Genomic DNA, 20,730 nt, shown 5'->3' on the forward strand with positions numbered 1-20,730 from the left:
GTCGAACGACCGGCCGGCCCCTGTGCCGGCCGGTTCTGTTTCGGGGCGGGGCATTCGCCGCGCCGCCAGGCCGGGCTCACCGACCCGGCCCCAGATGAACCCCGGGGGCCCGCATGAATCCCGAACAGGCACGAGCCACGCTGCGCGACGCCGACTGCCTCTACAGCCGCGACGCGGTGGAAACCGCCATCGACCGCCTGGCCGAACGCACCGCAAGGGAACTGGCGGACGAGAATCCGCTGGTGCTGGGCGTGATGAACGGCGGGGTCGTGCTGCTGGGCGGCCTGCTCACACGCTGGTCCTTCCCGATGCAGGTGGACTACCTGCACGCCACCCGCTATCGCGGGGCCACCCGCGGCGAAGAACAACTGCACTGGCTGTCCCTCCCGCACCAGTCCATGCAGGGACGCACCGTCGTCATCGTCGACGACATCCTCGACGGCGGCATCACCCTGGCCGGTATCCAGAGCTTCTGCCAGGAGCAGGGCGCCCGTCGCGTGGTGACCATCGTGCTGGTGGACAAGGCCAACCCCGAGCGAGACCCCTCGATCACCGTCGACCATGCCGCACTGGAAGCACCGAACCGGTATCTGTTCGGTTACGGCATGGATTATCAGGATTACCTGCGCAACGCGCCCGGCATCTTTGCCGTGGCCGACCACTGAAGGACGCGTGCCATGACCGCACCCCGACTGGCCATCATTGGCGGCACCGGACTGACCCGACTGAAGGACCTGGAGATCACCCACCGCCGGGTCATGCATACGCCGTACGGCGAACCCTCCGGACCCCTGGTGTTCGGGCGTCTGAACGGCATCGAAACGGTCTTTCTCCCGCGCCACGGGGCGCGACACACCATCCCGCCGCACCAGGTGAACTATCGCGCCAACATCTGGGCGCTGCATAACACCGGCGTGGAAACGGCGATCGCAGTGGCCGCCGTCGGCGGCATCGGCGAGTGCATGCAGCCCGGGCGACTCGCGATCCCGGACCAGATCATCGATTACACCTGGTCGCGTGCGAACACTTATTTCGAAGGTGGCCATCTCGATGAAGTGACCCACGTGGACATGACCTGGCCGTACTGTCCCGAAGTTCGCCGGAGGCTCCTGGAAGCGGCCCGTGAACTGGACCTGCCGATTTGCGAGCAGGGCACCTATGGCGCCACTCAGGGGCCACGCCTGGAAACCGCCGCGGAGATCGATCGCATGGAGCGCGACGGCTGCGACCTGGTGGGCATGACCGGCATGCCGGAAACGGCCCTGGCGCGGGAGCTGGGCCTGAGCTATGCAGCGTGTGCGGTGATTGCCAACCGTGCCGCAGGGCGCAGCGGCGGCGAGATCACGATGGACGAAATCGGCCGTAACCTGGAAACCGGCATGGAGCAGGTCAAGCAGCTCCTGGCCCGGGTCATCGCAACCCTGAAGTGAGTGAAGGAGAGGCCTCCAAGCCAGGGCCTTTCCAGGTCCGTTACTTTATTTAACATAATATCCATTATGCGACATTATATGGACACAGGAAGGAATCGGTTGACGCGATACGCTGATTACGCGCCGTGTCGTCAGTCGCGGGTGGCGATGTCGATGCCCTCGCCCATGACCTCCACGAGTAAGTCGATCTGCTCCTCGGTGATCACGTAGGGGGGCATGAGATAGGAGACGTTGCCCAGCGGGCGCAGCAGCGCCCCGCGGGTCAGACCGTGGCGATAGATATCGAGGCCCCGCCGCTCCTGCCACGGATACGGGGTCCGGCTGGCCTTGTCCTGCACCAGCTCGACCGCGGCGATCATGCCGTGCTGGCGCACGTCGGCCACGTGCGGGTGATCGTTGAGCGGTTCCAGGCGCCGTGCAATGTGCGCGGCCAGCTCGCGATTGCGCTCCAGCACCGGTTCGGACTCGAAGATGTCCAGCGTGGCCAGCGCGGCCCGGCACGCCAGCGGGTTCCCGGTGTAGGAATGCGAGTGCAGGAACATGTTGAGCTTTTCGTAATCGTCGTAGAACGCCTGATAGACCGTATCGGTGGTCAGCAGCGCGGCCATCGGCAGATAACCGCCGGTCAGGCCCTTGGACAGGCACAGGAAGTCGGGCGTGATCGGTCCCTGCTCGCAGGCGAACAGGGGCCCGGTACGGCCGAAGCCCACCGCGATCTCGTCGGCGATCAGGTGCACGCCATGGCGGTCGCAGGCGTCGCGCAGCAGGCGCAGGTATTCCGGGTCGAACATGCGCATGTGACCGGCGCACTGCACCAGCGGCTCGATGATGACCGCGGCCACCTCGTGGGCGTGGCGTTCCAGGGCCCGTTCCATGTGCGCGAACTGGCGGCGAGCCACATCGGCGCAGTCCTCGCCCGGCTCGCGGTGGAAGCAGTCGGGCCCCGGGACGTTGATCACGTCCAGCATCAGCGGCTCGTAGGTATGCCGGTAGAGCGGCACGTCACTGACCGACAGGGCGCCGATGGTCTCGCCGTGATAGGCGTTGGAGACCCCGATGAAGCGGGTCTTCTGCGGCTGGCCGACATTGCGCCAGTAGTGGAAGCTCATCTTGAGCGCGGCTTCCACGCCGGCCGAGCCGTTGTCGGCCAGGAACACCCGGTCGAGCCCTGCCGGAGTGATGTCGATCAGACGCTCGCTCAGCTCCACCACCGGCTCATGGGTGCAGCCGGCCAGGATTACGTGCTCCAGGCGGTCGACTTGCTCCTTGAGCGCGTCGTTGATGCGCGGATTGGCGTGACCGAACAGGTTCACCCACCAGGAGCTGATCGCGTCGAGGTAACGGTTGCCGTCGAAGTCGTACAGCCACACACCCTCGCCCCGCTCGATCGGCAGCAGGGGCAGCGTGCCCTCCTCCCCGTAATCCTTCATCTGGGTACAGGGGTGCCACAGGGCCCGCAGGTCGCGCCGGCGCACGTCTTCATTGCTCATGGATCAGACCCCGTGGCCGGCCTTCATCGCCTCGAATTCGTCCTCGAAGAAGAACTTCTCTTCACCGAAGGCCGGTTTCAGCTGGTTCAGCCAGGTGGCGTTCTCGTCGTAACGGGCGAAGAACGGGCGCTGCACCCAGTCCGGGTTGCGGCCCTGGATGAAGCGCAGCACGAAGACCTTCTCGCCGTGGATCTCGGTGACCCCCTGGATCTCGACCTTGCCCGGATCGGCGCTCATGGACGGCCCGCGCGCGGTGCGCGCCAGCCCCGAGACCTGCTGCATCGCCTCGCGATAGATCTCCCAGGCGCGCGCCAGCGGAACCTCGAAATAGCGCCGCGCGCCGGTGTCGCGCTCCACGAACATGTAGTACGGAATGATCCCGAGGCGCACCTGTTCGCGCCACAGATCGGCCCAGGCCTGCGGATCGTCATTGATGTGGCGCAGAAGCGGCCCCTGGGCACGGATCTCGGCGCCGGTGTCACGCACCCGGCGGATCGCCTCGCGGGCGATCGGGGTACGCAGCTCGTTGGGATGGTTGTAATGCGCCATCAGTGCCACGTGCTTGCCGCCCTCGACCAGCTGTTCCAGCAGCCGCAGCAAGTCATCGGCATCGCTTTCGGTCACGAAACGGTAGGGCCAGAAGGACAGCGCCTTGGTCCCGATGCGTACCGTCTGGACGTGCTCCAGCCCGGGTTCCAGCAGGGCTTCGAGATAGCCGCGCAGATTCCTGGTTTTCATGACCATCGGATCGCCGCCGGTCATCAGCAGATCGGAGATCGCCGGGTGCTCACGCAGGTACTGGTGCAGCAGACCGGCATCGGTGGAGGCAATACGCAGTTCCTTGTCCCCCACGAACTGGGCCCAGCGGAAGCAGAAGGTGCAGTACGAATGGCAGGTCTGCCCCTGACTGGGGAAGAACAGCACCGTCTCGCGATACTTGTGCTGCAGGCCGTTCATGACCTCGCCGTCATCCTCGCTGGGCCGGTTCAGTTCCATCTGGCCGGCCGGATGCGGATTCAGTTCATCCCGCAGTTCCTTCGCCAGGGCCGCGATCTCCTTGCGCCCGGCCCCGCGGCGATGCAGCGCGGCCATCCGCTCGTAGGCCTCCGGGGAGAGCATCTCCCGCTGCGGGAAAGTCAGCTGGAACATCGGGTCGTCCGGGATATTGTCCCAGTCGATCAATTCGTCGATCACGTACTCGTTGATCCGGAATGGCAGCACGCTGGCCACCACGCGCATGTCGAAACGCATGGCCTCGGGGACAAGCTCGAGGGCCTCGATCCGGTCCAGGTTGCGATCGTTGTAGACCTGGAACTCGCGCGGCTCGATCGAGCCGGCTTCCGGGTCCTGGTAGAACTTGAGAACGGAATTCATCCGTGCCTCCTGTCGACGGTCGATGCGCCCGCTCCGCCCCTCCGGGCCGTCGCGATCGTGGGAATTACGGTTACTTCGGGACCGAGGCGGTCACACGGCGGGCCTTCGGGGCGAGGGCTGCCGCCTCGGTGGTGAGCGGCGTCAGGGAAACAGCGACGCGTACGTTATCAAGCACCTTGCGGGCGGACAAGAGATTTCGCGTGACTCTCAGGTTACCACCCCTGCGGCAGTGTGGGTTACCCTCGCCGAACCTGAAAGGAGGGCGTCATGCACCCGGAATTCCCCCATGAGGACATCATCCACCTCAACCATGCCGCGGTCGGACCGTGGCCCCGGCGCACCGCCGAAGCGGTCGAGGCCTTCGCCCGCGAGAACCTGCATCACGGCTCGCGGGGTTATGGACGCTGGCTGGAAACCATCAGCGCCACTCGGGAGCTGGCGCGGCAACTGATCGGTGCCCCCGAAGCGGAAGACGTGGCCTTCGTGAAGAACACCTCGGAGGCGCTGTCCATGGTGGCCTTCGGTCTGCCCTGGCGATCGGGGCAGAACATCGTGATTCCCGAGGGGGAGTTTCCCTCCAACCGCGTGGTATGGCACGCCGCTGCCGAACGTTACGACCTGGAGGTTCGGGAAATCGCCATCGGCGAGGAACCCGAGCTGGATCTGCTCAGGGCCTGCGACCATGCCACGGCTCTGGTGTCCGCGAGTGCGGTGCGCTATGACTCGGGCCTGCGCATGGACGTGCAGTTCCTCGGCAACGAGCTCCACGGACGCGGCATTCTCTTCTGCGTGGACGCCATTCAGCATCTGGGCGCCCTGCCCTTTGACGCGCCGGGATGCCGCGCCGATTTCGTGATGGCCGACGCGCACAAATGGATGCTCGCGCCGGAGGGCATCGGTCTGTTCTACGTCAATCCCGAGGTCCGTGACCGCCTGGAGCTGAACGAATACGGCTGGCACATGCTCGAGCACGCCGGGGACTTCGACAATCCCGCGCTGACGCCCTCGCCCGGCGCCCGGCGTTTCGAGCCCGGCAGCCCCAACATGCTGGGCATCCAGGCGCTCCACGGCAGTCTGTCACTATTGCTGGAAACCGGCATGGACCGGGTGGACGAAGAGATCCGGGAGCACTGGCTGCATCTCGAGGATCGCCTGCGCGGGCTGGGCTGCGAAATCCTCAGTGCCCGCCACCGCCGCGCCGGCATCCTGACCTTCCGGCCCTCCGCAGGGCTGCTGGGGGACACCTCGCTGGAGACCGTTTACCACCGGCTGCAGGCGGATGGCATCCTGTGCGCCATGCGTGGCGGCGGGATCCGTTTCTCCCCGCATTTCTACCACGAGACCGCGGACCTGGACCGCGCGGTGGAGGGACTGCGCGAGGCGCTTCCGGGCCGGTAAGGCCGTTCAGAAGGTGTGAGTCTTGCGGTCCGAATTGAGCATGCCGCCCAGGTGATCCTCGATCCGGCGGCGGGTCTGCCCCTTGTCGGAGGTGTTGAACTGGACTCCGATACCGCGCAGGCGGTTGCCCTGGGCCCGTGGCGGGGTGATCCACACCACCGTACAGGGCGTTGGCAGGCGATCGCCGTCGTCCAGCAGGGACAGCAGCAGGAAGACCTGATCGCCCAGCTTGTACGACTTGTCGGTAGGAATGAACAGCCCGCCGTTGCTCACAAAGGGCATGTACGCCGCATACAGCGCGGGTTTTTCCTTGATTGCCAAGGTCAGCATCCCTTGCCCGGCCATGAGCCCTCCCCGATTTCCACAGTGGTTTTTGCAGCGGCGCTCAGTATGCCCCGGAGCGCCCCCGGGATGCCAGCCGCCCCGCCGTCGTCTGCGCCAGCATGGCCGCCGCCATGTCTTCCAGCCGGAGCTGCGGGTTCAGCTGCGCACGCGCCCGGCGCTGCCAGCGCCGCGATTCCTGGACCAGCGAGGCCAGTCCCCGCGCCCCGCGCTCGCGGGCGAAGGCCTGCAGCCGGTCCTGCGGGAACTGCGCGCCGAATCGATCCACCTCGCCACTCGCCAGCCAGCGCTGGGCCGACAGCAGCAGGGCCTGCCAGCGCGGCAGCAGGGTCTCCAGGTTGCAGCGCGCCAGCTGCGTGACCGCCGAATGCAGCTCGCGAGCCTGCAAGAGTTCCGCGAGGGCCTCACGTTCCTGTCGCCAGGCGGCGTGACGCTCGGGATCCGCCAGGAGTTCGGCCGCAACCACCGGGCGCCCGAGGCTGGCCGCCCAGGCCTCGTCCACCGCCGCAGGCTCCGACGCGCCGGCGGCCAGCCAGTCACGTGCGGCTTCGAGATCCGGAGCCGGAAGATGCAGATCCTGGCAGCGGCTGCGAATGGTGGCCGGCAGGGCCGAGGGTCGCGCGCTCTCGAGAACGATCAGCCCGCCCGCCGGGGGCTCTTCCAGGGTCTTGAGCAGCGCATTCGCCGCACTCGCGTTCATGGCATCCGCCGGATGCAGCCGCAGCACGCGCCAGTCACCGGAGCCGCTGAGAGCCAGGAATTCACCGGCTTCGCGCACGGCATCCACCGGGATTTCCTTGCCCGACTCCGGCGGCATCACGTCGTGCAGCTCCGGATGCACGCCCCCGACAAAACTGCGGCACCCGCCACATTCCCCGCAGGCCGGCTGCGTGCCCGCAGCCCGTTCGCAGAACAGGCGCTGGAGCAGGGCCGTAACCAGCAGGCCCTTGCCCACGCCCTCGGCGCCGGTGACCAGCAGGCCACCGGGCAGATGCCCGGCCGCCGCACGCTGCACCAGCGTCTCCCAGGGCTGCGCGAGCCACGGCGGCACCGCGCCCGGCTCGTTCACGTGGACGCCTCCAGCAGACCGCGGCAGCGCAGCCCCTCGAGCATCCGCTGTGCCACGGTGGCGGCATCCGCCGAGGCATCCACCACCAGGTAGCGCTGCGGTTCTGCATCGGCCCGGCGCCGGTAAGCCGCGCGGGCACGTTCGAAAAATTCCTCTGCCTCGCGCTCGATGCGGTCCCGACGTCCCCGCTGCACGGCCCGCTGCAGTCCGGTTGCCGGGTCGATGTCGAGCAGGATCACCAGATCCGGGCGCAGATCGCCCTGCACCCAGTCCTCCAGTGCTGCAACCCGAGTGTCGCCCAGACCGCGCCCGCCGCCCTGGTAGGCAAAGCTCGCATCGGTAAAACGGTCGCTGACCACCCACTGTCCCGCATCCAGGGCCGGGCGGATCACTTCGGCGAGATGCTGCGCGCGCGCCGCGAACATCAGCAACAGCTCCGCTTCAGGGATCATCTCCGGCAGGTCCGGATCCAGCAACAGGCCGCGCAGGCGTTCGCCCAGCCCGGTGCCCCCGGGCTCGCGGGTCGCGCACACCCGCTGGCCGGCCGCCTCCAGTGCCTCGACCAGGGTTCCCATCTGGGTGGTCTTGCCGGCCCCTTCGATGCCCTCGAGGGTCAGGAATTGCCCCGTCATCAACGTCCCCTTCGGCCGTAGCGGCTCGCGTCGCCATCCAGCTGATAGCGAATCACGGCCTCGCGATGTTCGCGATAGGTCTCGGAAAAATGGTGGCTTCCATCATTGCGCGAGACAAAAAAGAACTCCCGGGTGTCCGCCGGCCGCGCGGCCGCTTCGATGGCGGCCCGGCCCGGCAGTGCGATGGGCGTCGGCGGAAGCCCTGGCCGGGTATAGGTGTTGTACGGATGATCCCGCTCCAGCTCCGCGCCCGTCAGTCGTTGCACGCCGGTCTCCTGCACATACAGCAGCGTGGGATCGGTCTGCAGCCGCATCCCCTCGCGCAGGCGATTCACGAACACGGCCGCCACCCGATCACGCTCGTCGCCGCGCCCGGTCTCGCGTTCCACGATCGAGGCCAGGATCAGCAGCTCGTACGGATCCTCCAGCGGCAGATCCTCGGAACGCCCCGCCCAGGCCGCATCCAGCGTGGCCCGCATTGCCTCGTGGCCACGCCGCAGGACGTCCAGCGAGTCGGTCCCGGAGCCGAAGAAATAGGTATCCGGCAGGAACCAGCCTTCGGGATGCTCGATGTCGTCGAGGCCCAGAACATCCGGCAGATTATGGACCCCTACCGACTCCGCCGGCGGGTCCAGTTCATCATGCCCGCGCACCGCAGCGAGTGCCTGGCGCACGGTCCAGCCTTCCGGCAGTGTCAGACGGTGCCGGACCACGTCGCCACGTGCCATGGCCTGGACCAGTTCCGCCGGGGTCATCCCGGCATCCACCGCGTACTCGCCGGCCTGGAGCCGGCCCGCCACACCCTGTCGCCGCGCATACACCTCGACCACCCGCGCCGACTCCACCCAGCCGCGGCGTTCGAACTCCCGGCTGAGGCTGCGCAACCCGGTCCCCGGCTGCAGCTCGAAGCGCTGCGACTCCTCCAGTGCCAGTGGCCGTTCCAGCTGGCCCCGATACCAGTCGGCCAGCCACAGCGCCGCGGCCACGATCGCAACGAGCGTCAGCACGCCCGTCACCGCCATGATCTTCCTAATCCGCTTCATGCAGTGCCCTCCTGAGCGCCTGCAGGGCCGCAGGCTCGGTCCTCGCCGCCCCGCCCCCGATCAACACGCCCGCGGCCAGCCCCAGCCGCGCGTTGCTTACATACAGTCCGTCGGCGGCCTCCAGACGCTCGTACGTCGGCCAGGCGACCTCGGTGCTGACGCCGAATGCCTCGGCGTTTTCCAGCACCCAGGCACGCCGCGTGCCGGCGATTCCGGCCTCGTCGACCGGCGGTGTCACGAGGTGAGTCCCCTCGCGCAACCACAGGTTCCCCTGCGTTGCACAGGTAATCCGGCCGACCGCGTCCTCCAGGATCGCCTCGTCCTCGCCCTCGCGCCAGTGCATGCGCGCCAGCACGTTTTCCAGGCGTCCCAGGTGCTTGATCCCGCCGAGGGCCGGATTGACGCTGGCCGGTATCGTCGAAAACCCGATGCGCAGCGGCGTCGCCTCCGCCGGGTCCGGACGCGACAGCTCCGGCCCGGCACTGACCAGCCGGGTGACCAACGGCTGCTCCGGAGGTGCATAGCCCCGCGGGCCGCGGCCCCGGGTCAGCGTCAGACGCACCAGCCGTTCCCCGGGCCCCGCCGCCGCCTCGATTTCTTCGCGCAACCGTTCCGGGTCCTGTGCGGGAAAGCCGAGGCGCTGCAGCCCCAGCTCGAGGCGCGCCCGATGCCGGGGCCACAGGCAGGCATGCCCCTGACGTACCAGCACCGTCTCGAACAGCCCGTCGCCCAGCAGCAGGCCGCGATCGTCGGCCGTCACCTCCGATCCGGAACCACCGTTCGCCCGACTCACCCCGCGCGCTCCACATCGGCACCCAGTGCATCCAGGAGCCCGCGCGCCTTGTGCCGCGTCTCTTCCAGCTCCTGGTCGGGGTCCGAATCGGCGACGATCCCGGCACCGGCGCGAAAACGCAGTTCCCGACCCCGAACCACCAGGGTACGGATCAGGATATTGGTATCCATGCGACCATGATCACTGACATAACCACAGGATCCGGTGTAGGCGCCGCGCGGCACACGGCCTTCCAGTTCCTGGATCACCTGCATGGAGCGGATCTTGGGGCATCCGGTGATCGTCCCGCCCGGGAAGGTCGCGCGCAGCAGTTGTTCCGCGCGCGTCCCCGGCCGCAGCCGGGCCGTGATGCTGGAGACGATGTGATGGACCCGGCGGTAGCTCTCGATGGTCATCAGCTCGGCGACCCGCACGCTGCCAGTGCGTGCCACACGACCCAGATCGTTGCGTTCCAGGTCCACCAGCATGACGTGCTCGGCGCGCTCCTTGAGGTTGACCTCCAGTTCGCCATACAGCTCACGATCGGCCCGCGCATCCGGATCGCGCCTGCGGGTCCCGGCGATCGGCCGGGTTTCGGCCACACCGTCCTGCGCCGACACCAGGCGTTCCGGCGAGGAGCTGATCACCTCCGCTCCCGGCAGCCGCAGCCAGGCCGCGAACGGCGCAGCGTTGGCACCCCGCAGGCGCCGATAGAGCTCGCCGGTATCCAGGGGCCGGTTCGCACGCGCGTGCCATTCGCGTGACAGGTTGGCCTGGAAGGTATCCCCGGCGCGGATGTACTCCAGCGCCCCGCGCACCGCCGCGCGGTAATATTCGGGATCGTCCTCCTCGATCTGCAGCGCCGGCAGGTGGACGCCACCCGGGCCCGCCGCGGCATCCGCCGCCACCACCGCCAGATCGGCCTCCAGCTGCTCGCGTCGCGCGCGATCATCCCCGGCATCCACCCACCAGGTGACCCCTTCGTGATGATCGCGGATCAGCGCGGCGGGAAACCGCGTCGCAACGGCCGTCGGCAACCACGGATCCGGTGCGCAGTGTCCCAGCGCCGGTTCCAGGTACCAGGCGAATTCGTAGCCCACATACAGGAACCAGCCCCCGAAGAACGGCAGGTGGGCATGTTCGGGGGCCGGCGTGTACGCCGTCGGCGGAGACCCCAGATCGACATCGGCCGCCGACAGCAATGCGTCGCCATCGCCGGCGTCCAGCGTGCGCCCGGGGAACGCAAACAGGATGGAAAAGCGCGCCGGCGCCTGTCCGATCAGGGCCGACTCCAGCAGATGCGGATAACGCTGGGGGAAACGCCCTGCGAGGACCGCCAGATCGATCCCCGAGGGCAGCCTTTCGACGGCCATGCCCGCGCGAGGCCGGCGTCAGATGGCGCGGAACACCAGGGTTCCGTTGGTGCCGCCGAATCCGAAGGAGTTGGACAGGGCCACGCGGGTGTTCATGTCACGGGCCTCGTTCGCGACATAATCCAGATCGCAGCCTTCGCCCGGGTTGTCCAGGTTGATGGTTGGCGGCGAGACTTGATCACGCAGGGCCAGCGCGGTAAACACACCCTCGATGCCGCCGGCGGCACCCAGCAGGTGCCCGGTCATGGATTTGGTCGAATTGACCAGCAGGTTCTTCGCATGATCGCCGAAGGTCCGCTTGAGCCCCTGCGTCTCGGCCAGATCCCCGGCCGGGGTGGAGGTCCCGTGGGCGTTCACGTACCCCACTTCCTCCGCCTCAGCGCCCGCGTCCTTCATCGCCCGCACCATGCACTTGGATGCCCCGCTGCCGTCCTCGACCGGCTGGGTCATGTGGTGGGCATCGGAATTCCAGGCAAACCCGGCGATTTCGCAGTAGATGTTCGCACCGCGGGCCTTCGCGTGCTCGTACTCCTCAAGGACCATGACCCCGGCCCCGTCACTGAGTACGAAACCGTCCCGGTCGGCGTCCCATGGCCGCGAGGCGCGGGCGGGGTCGTCGTTGCGGGTCGACAGCGCGCGCGCCGCGGCAAAGCCGCCAATGCCCAGCGGCGTGGTGGCCATCTCGGCCCCGCCTGCAACCATCGCGTCGACATCGCCATAGGCGATCATGCGCGCGGCGTCGCCGATGTTGTGGGTGCCGGTGGCGCAGGCGGAGACGATGGAGATGTTCGGCCCCTCCAGTCCCCGCATGATGGAGAGATTCCCCGCCACCATATTGATGATGGCACTGGGCACGAAGAACGGAGAGATCTTGCGGGCCCCGCCCTTCAGGTAGGCACCGTAGGAACGCTCGATGTAGGGCAGTCCCCCGATGCCGGAACCGATCGCGACACCGATCCGCTCCGGATCGGAACTGTCCGCGGACAGACCGGAATCATCCAGGGCCTGGAGCCCCGCCGCCAGACCATAGATGACAAACGTGTCCATCTTCTTCTGGTCCTTGACCGGGACATAGTCATTGGCATTGAAGTCTCGCACCGCGCCGGAAATCTTGACCGGCATGTCCGAGGCATCGAACACTTCGATGGGCGTGATCCCGCTCTTCCCGGCCTTGATGCTGGACCAGGCCTGGTCGATGGTGGATCCGACCGGGGACACGATGCCGAGGCCGGTGACCACAACACGTCGCTTAGCCAATGATGTTCTCCCTCGAAAGACGGCTGCACGCAGACGACGAAAAGGGGGCGCCCGGCGCGGGCGCGCACCCCATCGCCGCGACCATGGACCGGATCAGTCCTTGGCGTGCTCGTTGATGTAGTCGATCGCCTGCTGCACGGTGGTGATCTTTTCGGCCTGCTCGTCGGGGATTTCCGTTTCGAATTCCTCCTCGAGCGCCATCACGAGTTCGACGGTGTCAAGCGAGTCCGCGCCCAGATCGTCGACGAAAGCGGCGGCGTTCGTGACATCCTCTTCCTTGACTCCCAGCTGCTCGACAACGATTTTCTTGACGCGTTCTTCAATGCTGCTCATGGTTGAAACATCCCCTTGGATATGAGGCGGGTCCGGTAAAGGTCCGCCATTCTATTGAAAAGCACCGCCGTGATCCACAACCCCGGCGGAGGGCTCCGCGTAACGGGCCCGTGGCTCAGTGCATGAACATGCCGCCATTGACGTGCAGGGTCTCGCCGGTAATGTACCCGGCCTCGTCGGACGCCAGAAAGCCCACCGCCGCGGCCACTTCTTCGGCATCACCCAGCCGGCCCAGCGGGATCTCGCCCAGCAGCCGTTCGCGCGTCGCCTCGTCCAGCTCGCGCGTCATGTCGGTGTCGATGAACCCGGGGGCCACGGTGTTGACGGTGATGTTGCGGGCGCCCACCTCGCGCGCCAGGGAGCGGGCGAAGCCGGCCAGCCCGGCCTTGGCCGCGGCGTAGTTGGTCTGTCCGGCATTCCCGGCCGTCCCGACCACCGAGCCGATCAGCACCACCCGCCCGCGGCGGGCCTTCATCATGCCCTTGATCACTTTCTGCGTGAGCCGGGCGGCCGCGGTGAGGTTGGTGTCGATCACCGCATCCCAGTCCTCGTCCTTCAGGCGCATGAACAGGTTGTCGCGGGTGATGCCGGCGTTGTTCACCAGTACCTCCATGGCGCCCTCGGTCGCCTGAATGTCCTCCAGCGCGGTCCTGACCGATTCGGCATCGGTGACGTCCATGGCGACCCCGCGGCCACCCCAGGGGGCCAGGGCCTCCGAGATCCGGCCGGCGCCGGCGTCACTGGTGGCGGTGCCCACCACCTGCATGCCCTGTTCCGCCAGACGGCGGGCGATGGCCGCGCCAATGCCGCGGCTCGCCCCGGTCACGAGAGCGATTCGTTGGTTTTCCGACATCAACGGTTTCCTTGCTGTTGGGAAATGGGCGGTCAGCCGGCGGTCAGCCGGTCACGAACGCTTTCCAGCGTGGCCCGATCGGCCACGTCCGGATGATCAATCGAACGGTCGATGCGTTTCGCCAGCCCGGTCAGCACCCGACCGGGACCACATTCCACCTGCACGCCGGCGCCCGCATCGCGCAGCCCCTGCACGGTTTCCACCCAGCGCACCGGGCGGTACAGCTGCTCCGCCAGACGGGCCTTGAGGCTGTCCACATCGCTCGCCGGTTCGGCGGTCGCGTTCTGCCACACGGGGATCTGCGGGGCACGGAATTCGGCGGTGTCCAGCGCCGCCTGCAAACGTTCGGCCGCCGGGCGCATCAACGCACAGTGGGAGGGGACCGAGACCGGCAGCTTCAGCGCCCGTTTGGCGCCCGCATCGCGCGCCGCCGACACCGCGCGGTCCACGGCCCCGGCCGTGCCGGCGATCACCACCTGTCCCGGCGCATTGAAGTTCACCGCCTCCAGAGTGTCACCGTCGGCCTGTGCCTCGCACAGGCCGATCACGTCGGCATCCTCCAGGCCGAGGATCGCGGCCATGGCTCCCTCCCCTGCGGGCACGGCGTCCTGCATGGCCCGGGCGCGCTCGGCGACCAGACTCACCGCATCCCGAAACCGCAGGGCCCCGGCCGCGACCAGGGCGCTGTACTCGCCCAGGCTGTGGCCGGCCACCGCCATGGGCTCCGGCACCCCCTGTTCACGCAGCATCCGCCAGCAGGCCACGCCGGCCGCCAGCATCACCGGCTGGGTCCAGCGGGTCTCGTCGAGCTGTTCCGCCGGTCCGTGCTGTACCAGGCTCCACAGGTCGGCATCCAGGCAGTCCGAGGCTTCCTGAAAGGTATCGCGTACCACGGCGAAATCATCGCCGACATCGGCGAGCATGCCCACCGACTGGGACCCCTGTCCCGGAAAAACCGCTGCCCAGGAAACTGTCATGGTTCGTGTCCGAAATTCACTGGATGAGAAAGCGGGCGTAGTTTAGGCGCTGACGCCGCCCCCGGCAAACCCCGAAACGCGACCGGCACCGTATCCGTAAAACGAAAAACAGGGGGTTTCCCTTGAGTTCCGTCCACGCATCCGCATAATGTCGCAACCCTGACTCATTACGCGAGGAACTGCATGGCGAAGGAAGACGAAATCGAGCTCGAAGGAACGGTCGTCGAGACGCTCCCCAACACCACCTTCCGGGTGGAGCTCGAGAACGGGCACACGATCACCGCGCACATCTCCGGGAAGATGCGCAAGCACTATATCCGGATCCTGCGCGGCGACAAGGTCATCGTGCAGATGACGCCCTACGACCTGAGCAAGGGTCGCATCGTCTACCGCAACAAGTAAGCGCGCCACAGTCTCTCCGGCATGCAAAAGGCCGGCGCCCCGAGGGGTGCCGGCCTTTTTCGTGAGGGACACCACAGGCTCGCAGTGTCCCGGTCGCGGTCGGGTCAGGAAGAGACGGCGGGTTCGTGGATGTCCATCTCGAGGCCGTCCTCGCCCAGGCGCACGGTCACTTCGCCACCCTGCGCCAGCTTGCCGAACAGGAGTTCGTCCGCCAGCGGCTTCTTGATGTGCTCCTGGATGGTCCGTCCCATCGGCCGCGCACCCATCTGGGCGTCGTAGCCGTGTTCGGCCAGCCAGGCGCGCGCCTCGGATTCCACCGTCAGGGTCACCTTCTTCTCGTCCAGCTGGGCCTGGAGCTGGGTGAGGAACTTGTCGACCACGTTCAGGATGGTCGCCTCGTCCAGCGGGCCGAACTGGATGGTGGCATCCAGACGGTTGCGGAATTCCGGGGTGAAGGTCCGCTTGATGGCCTCCATCGCGTCGGTGGAGTGATCCTTGCGCGTGAAGCCCACCGACGGCCGCGAAGCCGCTTCGGCACCGGCGTTGGTGGTCATCACCAGGATCACGTTGCGGAAATCCACTTCCCGCCCGTTGGCGTCGGTCAGCGTGCCGTGGTCCATCACCTGCAGCAGCACGTTGAACACGTCCGGGTGCGCCTTTTCGATCTCGTCCAGCAACAGCACCGAATGCGGATGCTTGAGGATGGCATCCGTCAGCAGGCCGCCCTCGTCGTAGCCGACATAACCCGGCGGCGCACCGATCAGCCGCGAGACCGTGTGGCGCTCCATGTATTCGGACATGTCGAAGCGGGCCAGATGGATACCCATCTGCTGGGCCAGCTGACGCGTGACCTCGGTCTTGCCGACACCGGTCGGACCGGCGAACAGGAAGGAACCGATCGGCTTGTCCTGGTCACCCAGGCCGGAACGCGACATCTTGATGGCCGTGCTCAGGGTGCCGATCGCCTCGTCCTGACCGAACACCGTCATCTTCAGGTTGCGTTCCAGGTTGCGCAGGGTCTCCTTGTCGGTGCTGGACACCGATTTCGGCGGGATGCGCGCGATCTTGGCCACGATGTTCTCGATGTCCTGCACGCCGATGGTCTTCTTGCGCTGGCTCACCGGCAGCAGCTGGCGACTGGCACCGGCCTCGTCGATCAGGTCGATCGCCTTGTCCGGCAGGAAGCGATCGGTGATGTAGCGGTCCGACAGCTCCGCCGCAGCCTGCAGCGCCGGCTTGGTAAAGCGCACGTTGTGGTGCGACTCGAAACGCGACTTGAGCCCTCGCAGGATCTGATAAGTTTCATCCACCGTGGGCTCGGGTACCTCGATCTTCTGGAAACGCCGCGCCAGTGCGCGGTCCTTTTCGAAGATCCCGCGATACTCCTGATAGGTGGTCGAACCGATGCACTTGAGCTCACCGGAGGCCAGCATCGGCTTGATCAGGTTCGAGGCATCCATTACCCCGCCGGACGCGGCACCGGCCCCGATGATGGTATGGATCTCGTCGATGAACAGGACCGCGGCGGGTTCCTTCTTGAGCTGGGCGAGCACCCCTTTCAGGCGTTTTTCGAAGTCGCCGCGATACTTGGTTCCGGCCACCAGCGCGCCCAGGTCCAGGGCATAGACCGTGGCTTCCTCGATCGCTTCCGGCACCTGGCCATCGACCACACGCCGCGCCAGCCCCTCGGCGATCGCGGTCTTGCCGACCCCGGCCTCGCCCACCAGCAGCGGGTTGTTCTTGCGCCGCCGGCAGAGGATCTGGATGGTGCGCTCGATCTCGTGGTCCCGCCCGATCAGCGGGTCGATCTCGTCATTGCGCGCCTTCTCGTTGAGGTTGGTCGCGTACAGCTGCAGCGCGTTGGTCTTTTCTTCGGTCACCGTCTCGCCCTGCTGCTCGGAGGATTCCTCCGCCTGCTCCTGGTGAATCTGGCCGAGCTCGTCCTCGCCGACCTTCGAGATACCGTGGGAAATGAAGTTGACCACGTCCAGACGCGAGATGTTCTGCTGGCCCAGCACGTACAGCGCCTGACTGTCCTGCTCGCCGAACAGCGCCACCAGGACGTTGGCCCCGGAGACCTCCTTGCGACCACTGGACTGCACGTGGAACACCGCGCGCTGCAGGACCCGCTGAAAACCGAGGGTCGGCTGGGTCTCGCGCGTGTCGTTCGGCGGGATCCGCGGGGTGTTTTCGTCGATGTAGGCCTCCAGTTCGTCGCGGATCCGGTCAAGATCCGCACCGCAGGCACGCAGTACGGTGGCTGCACTGGGGTTCTGGGCCAGGGCCATCAGCAAGTGCTCCACGGTCACGAACTCGTGGCGTTTCTCGCGGGCCTCCTTGAAGACCAGGTTCAGACTGAATTCGAGTTCCTTGTCGAGCATGGGGGTCAGGCCTCCTCCATCGAGCATAGCAGTGGGTGCTGATGGCTCCGGGCGTATTCATTCACCTGGGCCACCTTGGTCTCGGCGACATCGCGGGTATAGATGCCGCACACGCCCTTGCCCCGGGTATGCACCTGCAGCATCACCCGGGTGGCCTTCTCGCGATCCATGCCGAAGAAGGTCTCCAGGACCTCCACCACGAATTCCATCGGCGTGTAGTCGTCGTTGTTCAACACGACCTTGTACTGCCGTGGCGGCTTGAGTTCCGGCCTCGATTCGTCGACCGCAACGGAATCGTCGTGATCGGGTTGGCGGGGCTTGTCGTCACTCATTTCTCGGTCCAGCTCGCACTCGTGGCGCCCTCGGGCACCGCGTGTTCATTTCTGTAGAGTCCTGACATCATCGAACGGTTCCCGGCGCTTGCCAAGTGTCCGCATGGCGCGGGAGGCCTGCCCCTGCGGGAGGCCCTGCCCCTGTGGGAGGCCAGCCCCTTGGCCGATCGGTCATGCCTCATCGCGCAGAGGGCTGCGCTCCCACAGGGGCAGGCCTCCCACCACAGGCTGGCCTCCCACCACAGGCTGGCCTCCCACAGGCTGCATCTCCACTGGCTGCCTGCGCCCGGGTCGTTCAGTCGTCCATGTGGCGGATCATCGCCTCGCCGAAGGCGGAGCAGGCGATCGGTTCCACCCCGTCCATCAGCCGCGCAAAGTCATACGTCACCTCGCCGGCGGCGATCGCGCCCTCCATGCCGCGCACCACGAGATCCGCCGCCTCGGTCCAGCCCAGGTGGCGCAGCATCATCTCGGCCGACAGCACCAGCGAGCCCGGATTGACCTTGTCCTGGCCGGCATACTTGGGCGCGGTACCGTGCGTGGCCTCGAACATCGCGGTGGTGTCCGAGATGTTGGCCCCGGGGGCGATGCCGATCCCGCCGACCTGGGCAGCCAGGGCGTCGGAGATATAGTCCCCGTTCAGGTTCAGGGTGGCGATCACCGAGTAGTCCTCCGGGCGCAGCAGGATCTGCTGCAGGAAGGCATCCGCGATGACGTCCTTGATTACGATCTCGCGACCGGTCTTCGGGTTCCGGAACACCTGCCACGGGCCACCGTCGAGGTCCTCGGCACCGAATTCCTCGCGCGCCAGCTCGTAGCCCCAGGCCTTGAAGGAGCCCTCGGTGAATTTCATGATGTTGCCCTTGTGCACCAGGGTCACCGACGGGCGGTCATTGTCGATCGCGTACTGGATGGCCTGGCGCACGAGGCGCTTCGTGCCCTCGCTGGAGACCGGCTTCACGCCAATGCCGGCGGTATCCGGGAAACGGATCTCGCGCACGCCCATCTCGTCCTGCAGGAAGCCGATCAGCTTTTTCGCCTCGGGCGTGCCGGATTCGAACTCGATGCCGGCGTAGATATCCTCCGAGTTCTCGCGGAAGATCACCATGTCGGTCTTTTCCGGCTCCTTCAGCGGGCTGGGCGTGCCCTGGTAGTAGCGCACCGGACGCAGACAGACATACAGATCCAGCTTCTGCCGCAGCGCCACGTTCAGCGAACGGAAGCCGCCGCCCACCGGAGTGGTCAGCGGGCCCTTGATCGAAACCTTGTACTCGCGCACCGCATCCAGCGTCTCATCGGGCAGACCGGAGTCATCGTCGTAGACCTGCGTGGCCTTCTCGCCGGCATAGACTTCCATCCACTCGATCGCCTTCTGGCCGCCATAGGCCTTCTCCACCGCCGCATCCGTCACCCGGCGCATCACCGGGGTGATGTCCACGCCGATGCCGTCCCCCTCGATATAGGGGATCACCGGGTGGTCGGGCACCACTAGGCCGCCGTCCTTGCCCACCTCGATGGGTTGGCCTTTCTCCGGGATGCGAATGTGCTGGTACGCCATGAAGACTCCTTTTGCAGCGCCGTGTCATTGGGATTTGGATGCCGCCGATTATACATGGCCTCCGTGGCCTTCGCCGCCGGGCGGCGGGTATCATTGCGTCATGAATGAACGCCTGCGCTGCCATATCACCGTCGCCGCGGTCATCGAGGATCGAGGCCGCTTCCTGTTTGTCGAGGAAGAGGATGCGGGCCTGCGCGTTCTCAATCAGCCCGCGGGCCATCTCGACCCGGACGAGGACCTGATCGCCGCGGTGCGGCGCGAGGTCCGCGAAGAGACGGCCCTCGAATTCACCCCGCAGCACTCGCTGGGCTGCGACCTGCTGCGTCTGGCCGACGGCGCGGTCATCCTGCGCGTGGCCTTCACCGGCACGGTGTCGACACCGGCGCAGCCGATCCGCCGCGACCCCGCAATCCTCGCCACCCACTGGCTGGAAGCCGCCACCGCGCTGAACGATCACCCCCTGCGCAGCCCGCTGGTGGCCCGCAGCCTGCGACGCTGGGAATCGGGTCTGCGCCTGCCGCTGGAATCCGCCGGCGAACTCGTCGACAACGTGCGGCCCGCCCCCGCACGCCCCGAGGAATGAGCCGCATGGCCACCAGTGAACGCATCATCGTCGGGCTCTCCGGCGGCGTGGACTCGGCCGTCGCCGCCCTGCGCCTGGTGGAAGCCGGCCACCGCGTGGAGGGCCTGTTCATGAAGAACTGGGAAGACGACGATACCGACGGCCAGTGCGCGGCCGAGGACGACTACGCGATGGCCCGCGAGGTCGCGGCCACGCTGGAGATCCCGTTGCACAAGGCAAACTTCGCGGAGGATTATCGCCAGCGGGTCTTCAACCACTTTCTGCACGAGTACCGCGCCGGCCGCACCCCCAACCCGGACATCCTATGCAACCGCGAGATCAAGTTCCGCGCCTTTCTCGAGCAGGCGCAGGCACTGGGCGCCGACGCCATCGCCACCGGACACTACGCCCGCGCCTGGCACGGCCCCGACCACAGCGAACTGCGACTCGCCGCGGACGCCAACAAGGACCAGACCTATTTCCTGCACGCCCTGGATCAGACGCAGCTCCGCCCGGCCCGCTTCCCGCTGGGCGACCTGCCCAAGGAACGGGTGCGCGAGCTGGCATACGAGCACGGCCTGCCCAATCACGCGCGCAAGGATTCCACCGGCATCTGTTTCATCGGCGAGCGCCCGTTCCGCGAGTTCCTCGCCCGTTATCTCGAGGGCAGCGAGGGCGACATCTGCACGCCGGACGGTCGGGCAATCGCGCGGCATCACGGACTGATGTTCTACACCCTCGGCCAGCGCCAGGGGCTGGGCATCGGCGGGGTCGATGGCGCGGCCGACGCCCCGTGGTACGTGGTCGACAAGGACCTCGCGGGCAACCGGCTGATCGTGGCGCAGGATTCGGCCCATCCGCTGCTGATGAGCCCGGAGCTGACGACCGAACCCGTGCACTGGATCCACCATCGTCCGGCCCACGGGGAAACCCTGCAGGCGCGTCTGCGTCATCGCCAGCCGCTGCAGGACTGTCGGGTCCACCCGGAGGCGGACGGGCGCGCACGCGTGGTCTTCGATCAGCCGCAGCGTGCGGCCACGCCCGGCCAGTCCATCGTGTTCTATCGCGACGGCACCTGCCTGGGGGGCGGCGTGATTGCCACACGCCGCACCCTGTCCGCGGACACCCCGGCGGCCGCCGGGGCATGAGTCC

General features: G+C 67.0%; 21 protein-coding genes. 6 read left to right on the forward strand and 15 right to left on the reverse strand.

Annotated features, from left to right (window positions below):
- Positions 1-113: 113 nt before the first annotated feature.
- Positions 114-665 (forward strand): hypoxanthine-guanine phosphoribosyltransferase, encoded by a 552-nt coding sequence (locus F620_RS0108905; protein WP_018869415.1) that lies wholly within the window; start codon positions 114-116, stop codon positions 663-665.
- A 12-nt stretch (positions 666-677) separates the two neighbouring features.
- Positions 678-1,430: an S-methyl-5'-thioinosine phosphorylase gene (locus F620_RS0108910; RefSeq protein ID WP_019570294.1), complete on the forward strand. Its 753-nt coding sequence runs from the start codon at positions 678-680 to the stop codon at positions 1,428-1,430.
- Between the two features lie 131 nt (positions 1,431-1,561).
- Here the strand turns inward: F620_RS0108910 and F620_RS0108915 are convergent, their stop codons facing one another.
- Together F620_RS0108915 and F620_RS0108920 are read right to left on the reverse strand one after the other, a co-directional pair.
- Complete coding sequence (locus tag F620_RS0108915) at positions 1,562-2,920, reverse strand: adenosylmethionine--8-amino-7-oxononanoate transaminase (RefSeq protein ID WP_019570295.1); 1,359 nt, start codon at positions 2,918-2,920, stop codon at positions 1,562-1,564.
- 3 nt (positions 2,921-2,923) lie between these two features.
- Positions 2,924-4,294 carry a KamA family radical SAM protein gene (locus F620_RS0108920; RefSeq protein ID WP_019570296.1) on the reverse strand — a complete coding sequence of 457 codons (1,371 nt, stop codon included), beginning with the start codon at positions 4,292-4,294 and terminating at the stop codon, positions 2,924-2,926.
- Positions 4,295-4,561: 267 nt separating this feature from the next.
- Between F620_RS0108920 and F620_RS0108925 the strand changes: the two genes are divergently transcribed.
- Complete coding sequence (locus F620_RS0108925; RefSeq protein ID WP_019570297.1) at positions 4,562-5,692, forward strand: aminotransferase class V-fold PLP-dependent enzyme; 1,131 nt, start codon at positions 4,562-4,564, stop codon at positions 5,690-5,692.
- 6 nt (positions 5,693-5,698) lie between these two features.
- Here the strand turns inward: F620_RS0108925 and F620_RS0108930 are convergent, their stop codons facing one another.
- From F620_RS0108930 to fabD, 10 genes are all read right to left on the reverse strand, one after another.
- A complete protein-coding gene (locus F620_RS0108930; protein ID WP_018869403.1) occupies positions 5,699-6,037 on the reverse strand; it encodes a PilZ domain-containing protein in 339 nt (112 codons plus the stop codon).
- A gap of 40 nt (positions 6,038-6,077) precedes the next feature.
- Positions 6,078-7,103: a DNA polymerase III subunit delta' gene (locus F620_RS0108935; RefSeq protein ID WP_019570299.1), complete on the reverse strand. Its 1,026-nt coding sequence runs from the start codon at positions 7,101-7,103 to the stop codon at positions 6,078-6,080.
- Positions 7,100-7,735 (reverse strand): dTMP kinase, encoded by a 636-nt coding sequence (gene tmk, locus F620_RS0108940; RefSeq protein ID WP_019022049.1) that lies wholly within the window; start codon positions 7,733-7,735, stop codon positions 7,100-7,102. Before tmk ends, F620_RS0108935 begins: the two co-directional genes overlap by 4 nt.
- Positions 7,735-8,778, reverse strand: a complete 1,044-nt coding sequence (gene mltG / locus F620_RS0108945; protein WP_026300849.1) for an endolytic transglycosylase MltG — start codon at positions 8,776-8,778, stop codon at positions 7,735-7,737. The genes tmk and mltG overlap by 1 nt, the downstream gene beginning before the upstream one ends.
- Complete coding sequence (locus F620_RS0108950; protein WP_019570300.1) at positions 8,765-9,571, reverse strand: aminotransferase class IV; 807 nt, start codon at positions 9,569-9,571, stop codon at positions 8,765-8,767. Before F620_RS0108950 ends, mltG begins: the two co-directional genes overlap by 14 nt.
- Positions 9,568-10,923, reverse strand: coding sequence for an aminodeoxychorismate synthase component I (locus F620_RS0108955; protein ID WP_019570301.1), 1,356 nt, complete (start codon positions 10,921-10,923; stop codon positions 9,568-9,570). The genes F620_RS0108950 and F620_RS0108955 overlap by 4 nt, the downstream gene beginning before the upstream one ends.
- Before the next feature lie 18 nt (positions 10,924-10,941).
- Positions 10,942-12,162, reverse strand: a complete 1,221-nt coding sequence (gene fabF, locus F620_RS0108960) for a beta-ketoacyl-ACP synthase II (protein ID WP_019570302.1) — start codon at positions 12,160-12,162, stop codon at positions 10,942-10,944.
- 111 nt (positions 12,163-12,273) lie between these two features.
- Positions 12,274-12,513, reverse strand: coding sequence for an acyl carrier protein (acpP, locus tag F620_RS0108965; protein WP_018869396.1), 240 nt, complete (start codon positions 12,511-12,513; stop codon positions 12,274-12,276).
- Between the two features lie 115 nt (positions 12,514-12,628).
- Entirely contained in the window at positions 12,629-13,366 is a 738-nt protein-coding gene (gene fabG / locus F620_RS0108970) for a 3-oxoacyl-ACP reductase FabG (RefSeq protein WP_019570303.1), read from the reverse strand.
- Between the two features lie 32 nt (positions 13,367-13,398).
- A complete protein-coding gene (fabD, locus tag F620_RS0108975; protein WP_081621755.1) occupies positions 13,399-14,343 on the reverse strand; it encodes an ACP S-malonyltransferase in 945 nt (314 codons plus the stop codon).
- A gap of 183 nt (positions 14,344-14,526) precedes the next feature.
- Here fabD and infA point away from each other — a divergent pair, with 183 nt between their 5' ends.
- Positions 14,527-14,745 (forward strand): translation initiation factor IF-1, encoded by a 219-nt coding sequence (infA, locus tag F620_RS0108980; RefSeq protein WP_018861401.1) that lies wholly within the window; start codon positions 14,527-14,529, stop codon positions 14,743-14,745.
- A 104-nt stretch (positions 14,746-14,849) separates the two neighbouring features.
- Here infA and clpA read toward each other — a convergent pair whose 3' ends face one another.
- The 3 genes from clpA to icd all read right to left on the reverse strand — a co-directional run bounded on the left by clpA (position 14,850) and on the right by icd (position 19,016).
- Positions 14,850-17,126 carry an ATP-dependent Clp protease ATP-binding subunit ClpA gene (clpA, locus tag F620_RS0108985; RefSeq protein WP_018869393.1) on the reverse strand — a complete coding sequence of 759 codons (2,277 nt, stop codon included), beginning with the start codon at positions 17,124-17,126 and terminating at the stop codon, positions 14,850-14,852.
- A 5-nt stretch (positions 17,127-17,131) separates the two neighbouring features.
- Positions 17,132-17,458 carry an ATP-dependent Clp protease adapter ClpS gene (gene clpS / locus F620_RS0108990; RefSeq protein ID WP_018869392.1) on the reverse strand — a complete coding sequence of 109 codons (327 nt, stop codon included), beginning with the start codon at positions 17,456-17,458 and terminating at the stop codon, positions 17,132-17,134.
- 295 nt (positions 17,459-17,753) lie between these two features.
- Positions 17,754-19,016: an NADP-dependent isocitrate dehydrogenase gene (gene icd / locus F620_RS0108995; RefSeq protein WP_019570305.1), complete on the reverse strand. Its 1,263-nt coding sequence runs from the start codon at positions 19,014-19,016 to the stop codon at positions 17,754-17,756.
- A 100-nt stretch (positions 19,017-19,116) separates the two neighbouring features.
- Here icd and F620_RS0109000 point away from each other — a divergent pair, with 100 nt between their 5' ends.
- Together F620_RS0109000 and mnmA are read left to right on the forward strand one after the other, a co-directional pair.
- Positions 19,117-19,599 (forward strand): NUDIX domain-containing protein, encoded by a 483-nt coding sequence (locus tag F620_RS0109000; protein WP_019570306.1) that lies wholly within the window; start codon positions 19,117-19,119, stop codon positions 19,597-19,599.
- A 5-nt stretch (positions 19,600-19,604) separates the two neighbouring features.
- Positions 19,605-20,726: a tRNA 2-thiouridine(34) synthase MnmA gene (gene mnmA, locus F620_RS0109005; protein ID WP_019570307.1), complete on the forward strand. Its 1,122-nt coding sequence runs from the start codon at positions 19,605-19,607 to the stop codon at positions 20,724-20,726.
- Positions 20,727-20,730 lie beyond the last annotated feature (4 nt).

This window comes from Thioalkalivibrio sp. ALE11, from assembly GCF_000381205.1.
Taxonomy (GTDB): Bacteria; Pseudomonadota; Gammaproteobacteria; order Ectothiorhodospirales; family Ectothiorhodospiraceae; genus Thioalkalivibrio.

Excerpts from the sequence above, each read along its gene's own strand:
- F620_RS0108905 (WP_018869415.1), top strand. The coding sequence starts at position 114 with ATGAATCCCGAACAGGCACGAGCCACGCTGCGCGACGCCGACTGCCTC.
- fabG (WP_019570303.1), bottom strand. The coding sequence starts at position 13,366 with ATGTCGGAAAACCAACGAATCGCTCTCGTGACCGGGGCGAGCCGCGGC.
- F620_RS0108930 (WP_018869403.1), bottom strand. The coding sequence starts at position 6,037 with ATGGCCGGGCAAGGGATGCTGACCTTGGCAATCAAGGAAAAACCCGCG.
- mltG (WP_026300849.1), bottom strand. The coding sequence starts at position 8,778 with ATGAAGCGGATTAGGAAGATCATGGCGGTGACGGGCGTGCTGACGCTC.
- clpS (WP_018869392.1), bottom strand. The coding sequence starts at position 17,458 with ATGAGTGACGACAAGCCCCGCCAACCCGATCACGACGATTCCGTTGCG.
- mnmA (WP_019570307.1), top strand. The coding sequence starts at position 19,605 with ATGGCCACCAGTGAACGCATCATCGTCGGGCTCTCCGGCGGCGTGGAC.
- F620_RS0108955 (WP_019570301.1), bottom strand. The coding sequence starts at position 10,923 with ATGGCCGTCGAAAGGCTGCCCTCGGGGATCGATCTGGCGGTCCTCGCA.
- icd (WP_019570305.1), bottom strand. The coding sequence starts at position 19,016 with ATGGCGTACCAGCACATTCGCATCCCGGAGAAAGGCCAACCCATCGAG.
- tmk (WP_019022049.1), bottom strand. The coding sequence starts at position 7,735 with ATGACGGGGCAATTCCTGACCCTCGAGGGCATCGAAGGGGCCGGCAAG.
- F620_RS0109000 (WP_019570306.1), top strand. The coding sequence starts at position 19,117 with ATGAATGAACGCCTGCGCTGCCATATCACCGTCGCCGCGGTCATCGAG.
- infA (WP_018861401.1), top strand. The coding sequence starts at position 14,527 with ATGGCGAAGGAAGACGAAATCGAGCTCGAAGGAACGGTCGTCGAGACG.
- acpP (WP_018869396.1), bottom strand. The coding sequence starts at position 12,513 with ATGAGCAGCATTGAAGAACGCGTCAAGAAAATCGTTGTCGAGCAGCTG.
- clpA (WP_018869393.1), bottom strand. The coding sequence starts at position 17,126 with ATGCTCGACAAGGAACTCGAATTCAGTCTGAACCTGGTCTTCAAGGAG.
- F620_RS0108910 (WP_019570294.1), top strand. The coding sequence starts at position 678 with ATGACCGCACCCCGACTGGCCATCATTGGCGGCACCGGACTGACCCGA.
- F620_RS0108915 (WP_019570295.1), bottom strand. The coding sequence starts at position 2,920 with ATGAGCAATGAAGACGTGCGCCGGCGCGACCTGCGGGCCCTGTGGCAC.
- fabD (WP_081621755.1), bottom strand. The coding sequence starts at position 14,343 with ATGACAGTTTCCTGGGCAGCGGTTTTTCCGGGACAGGGGTCCCAGTCG.
- F620_RS0108925 (WP_019570297.1), top strand. The coding sequence starts at position 4,562 with ATGCACCCGGAATTCCCCCATGAGGACATCATCCACCTCAACCATGCC.
- F620_RS0108920 (WP_019570296.1), bottom strand. The coding sequence starts at position 4,294 with ATGAATTCCGTTCTCAAGTTCTACCAGGACCCGGAAGCCGGCTCGATC.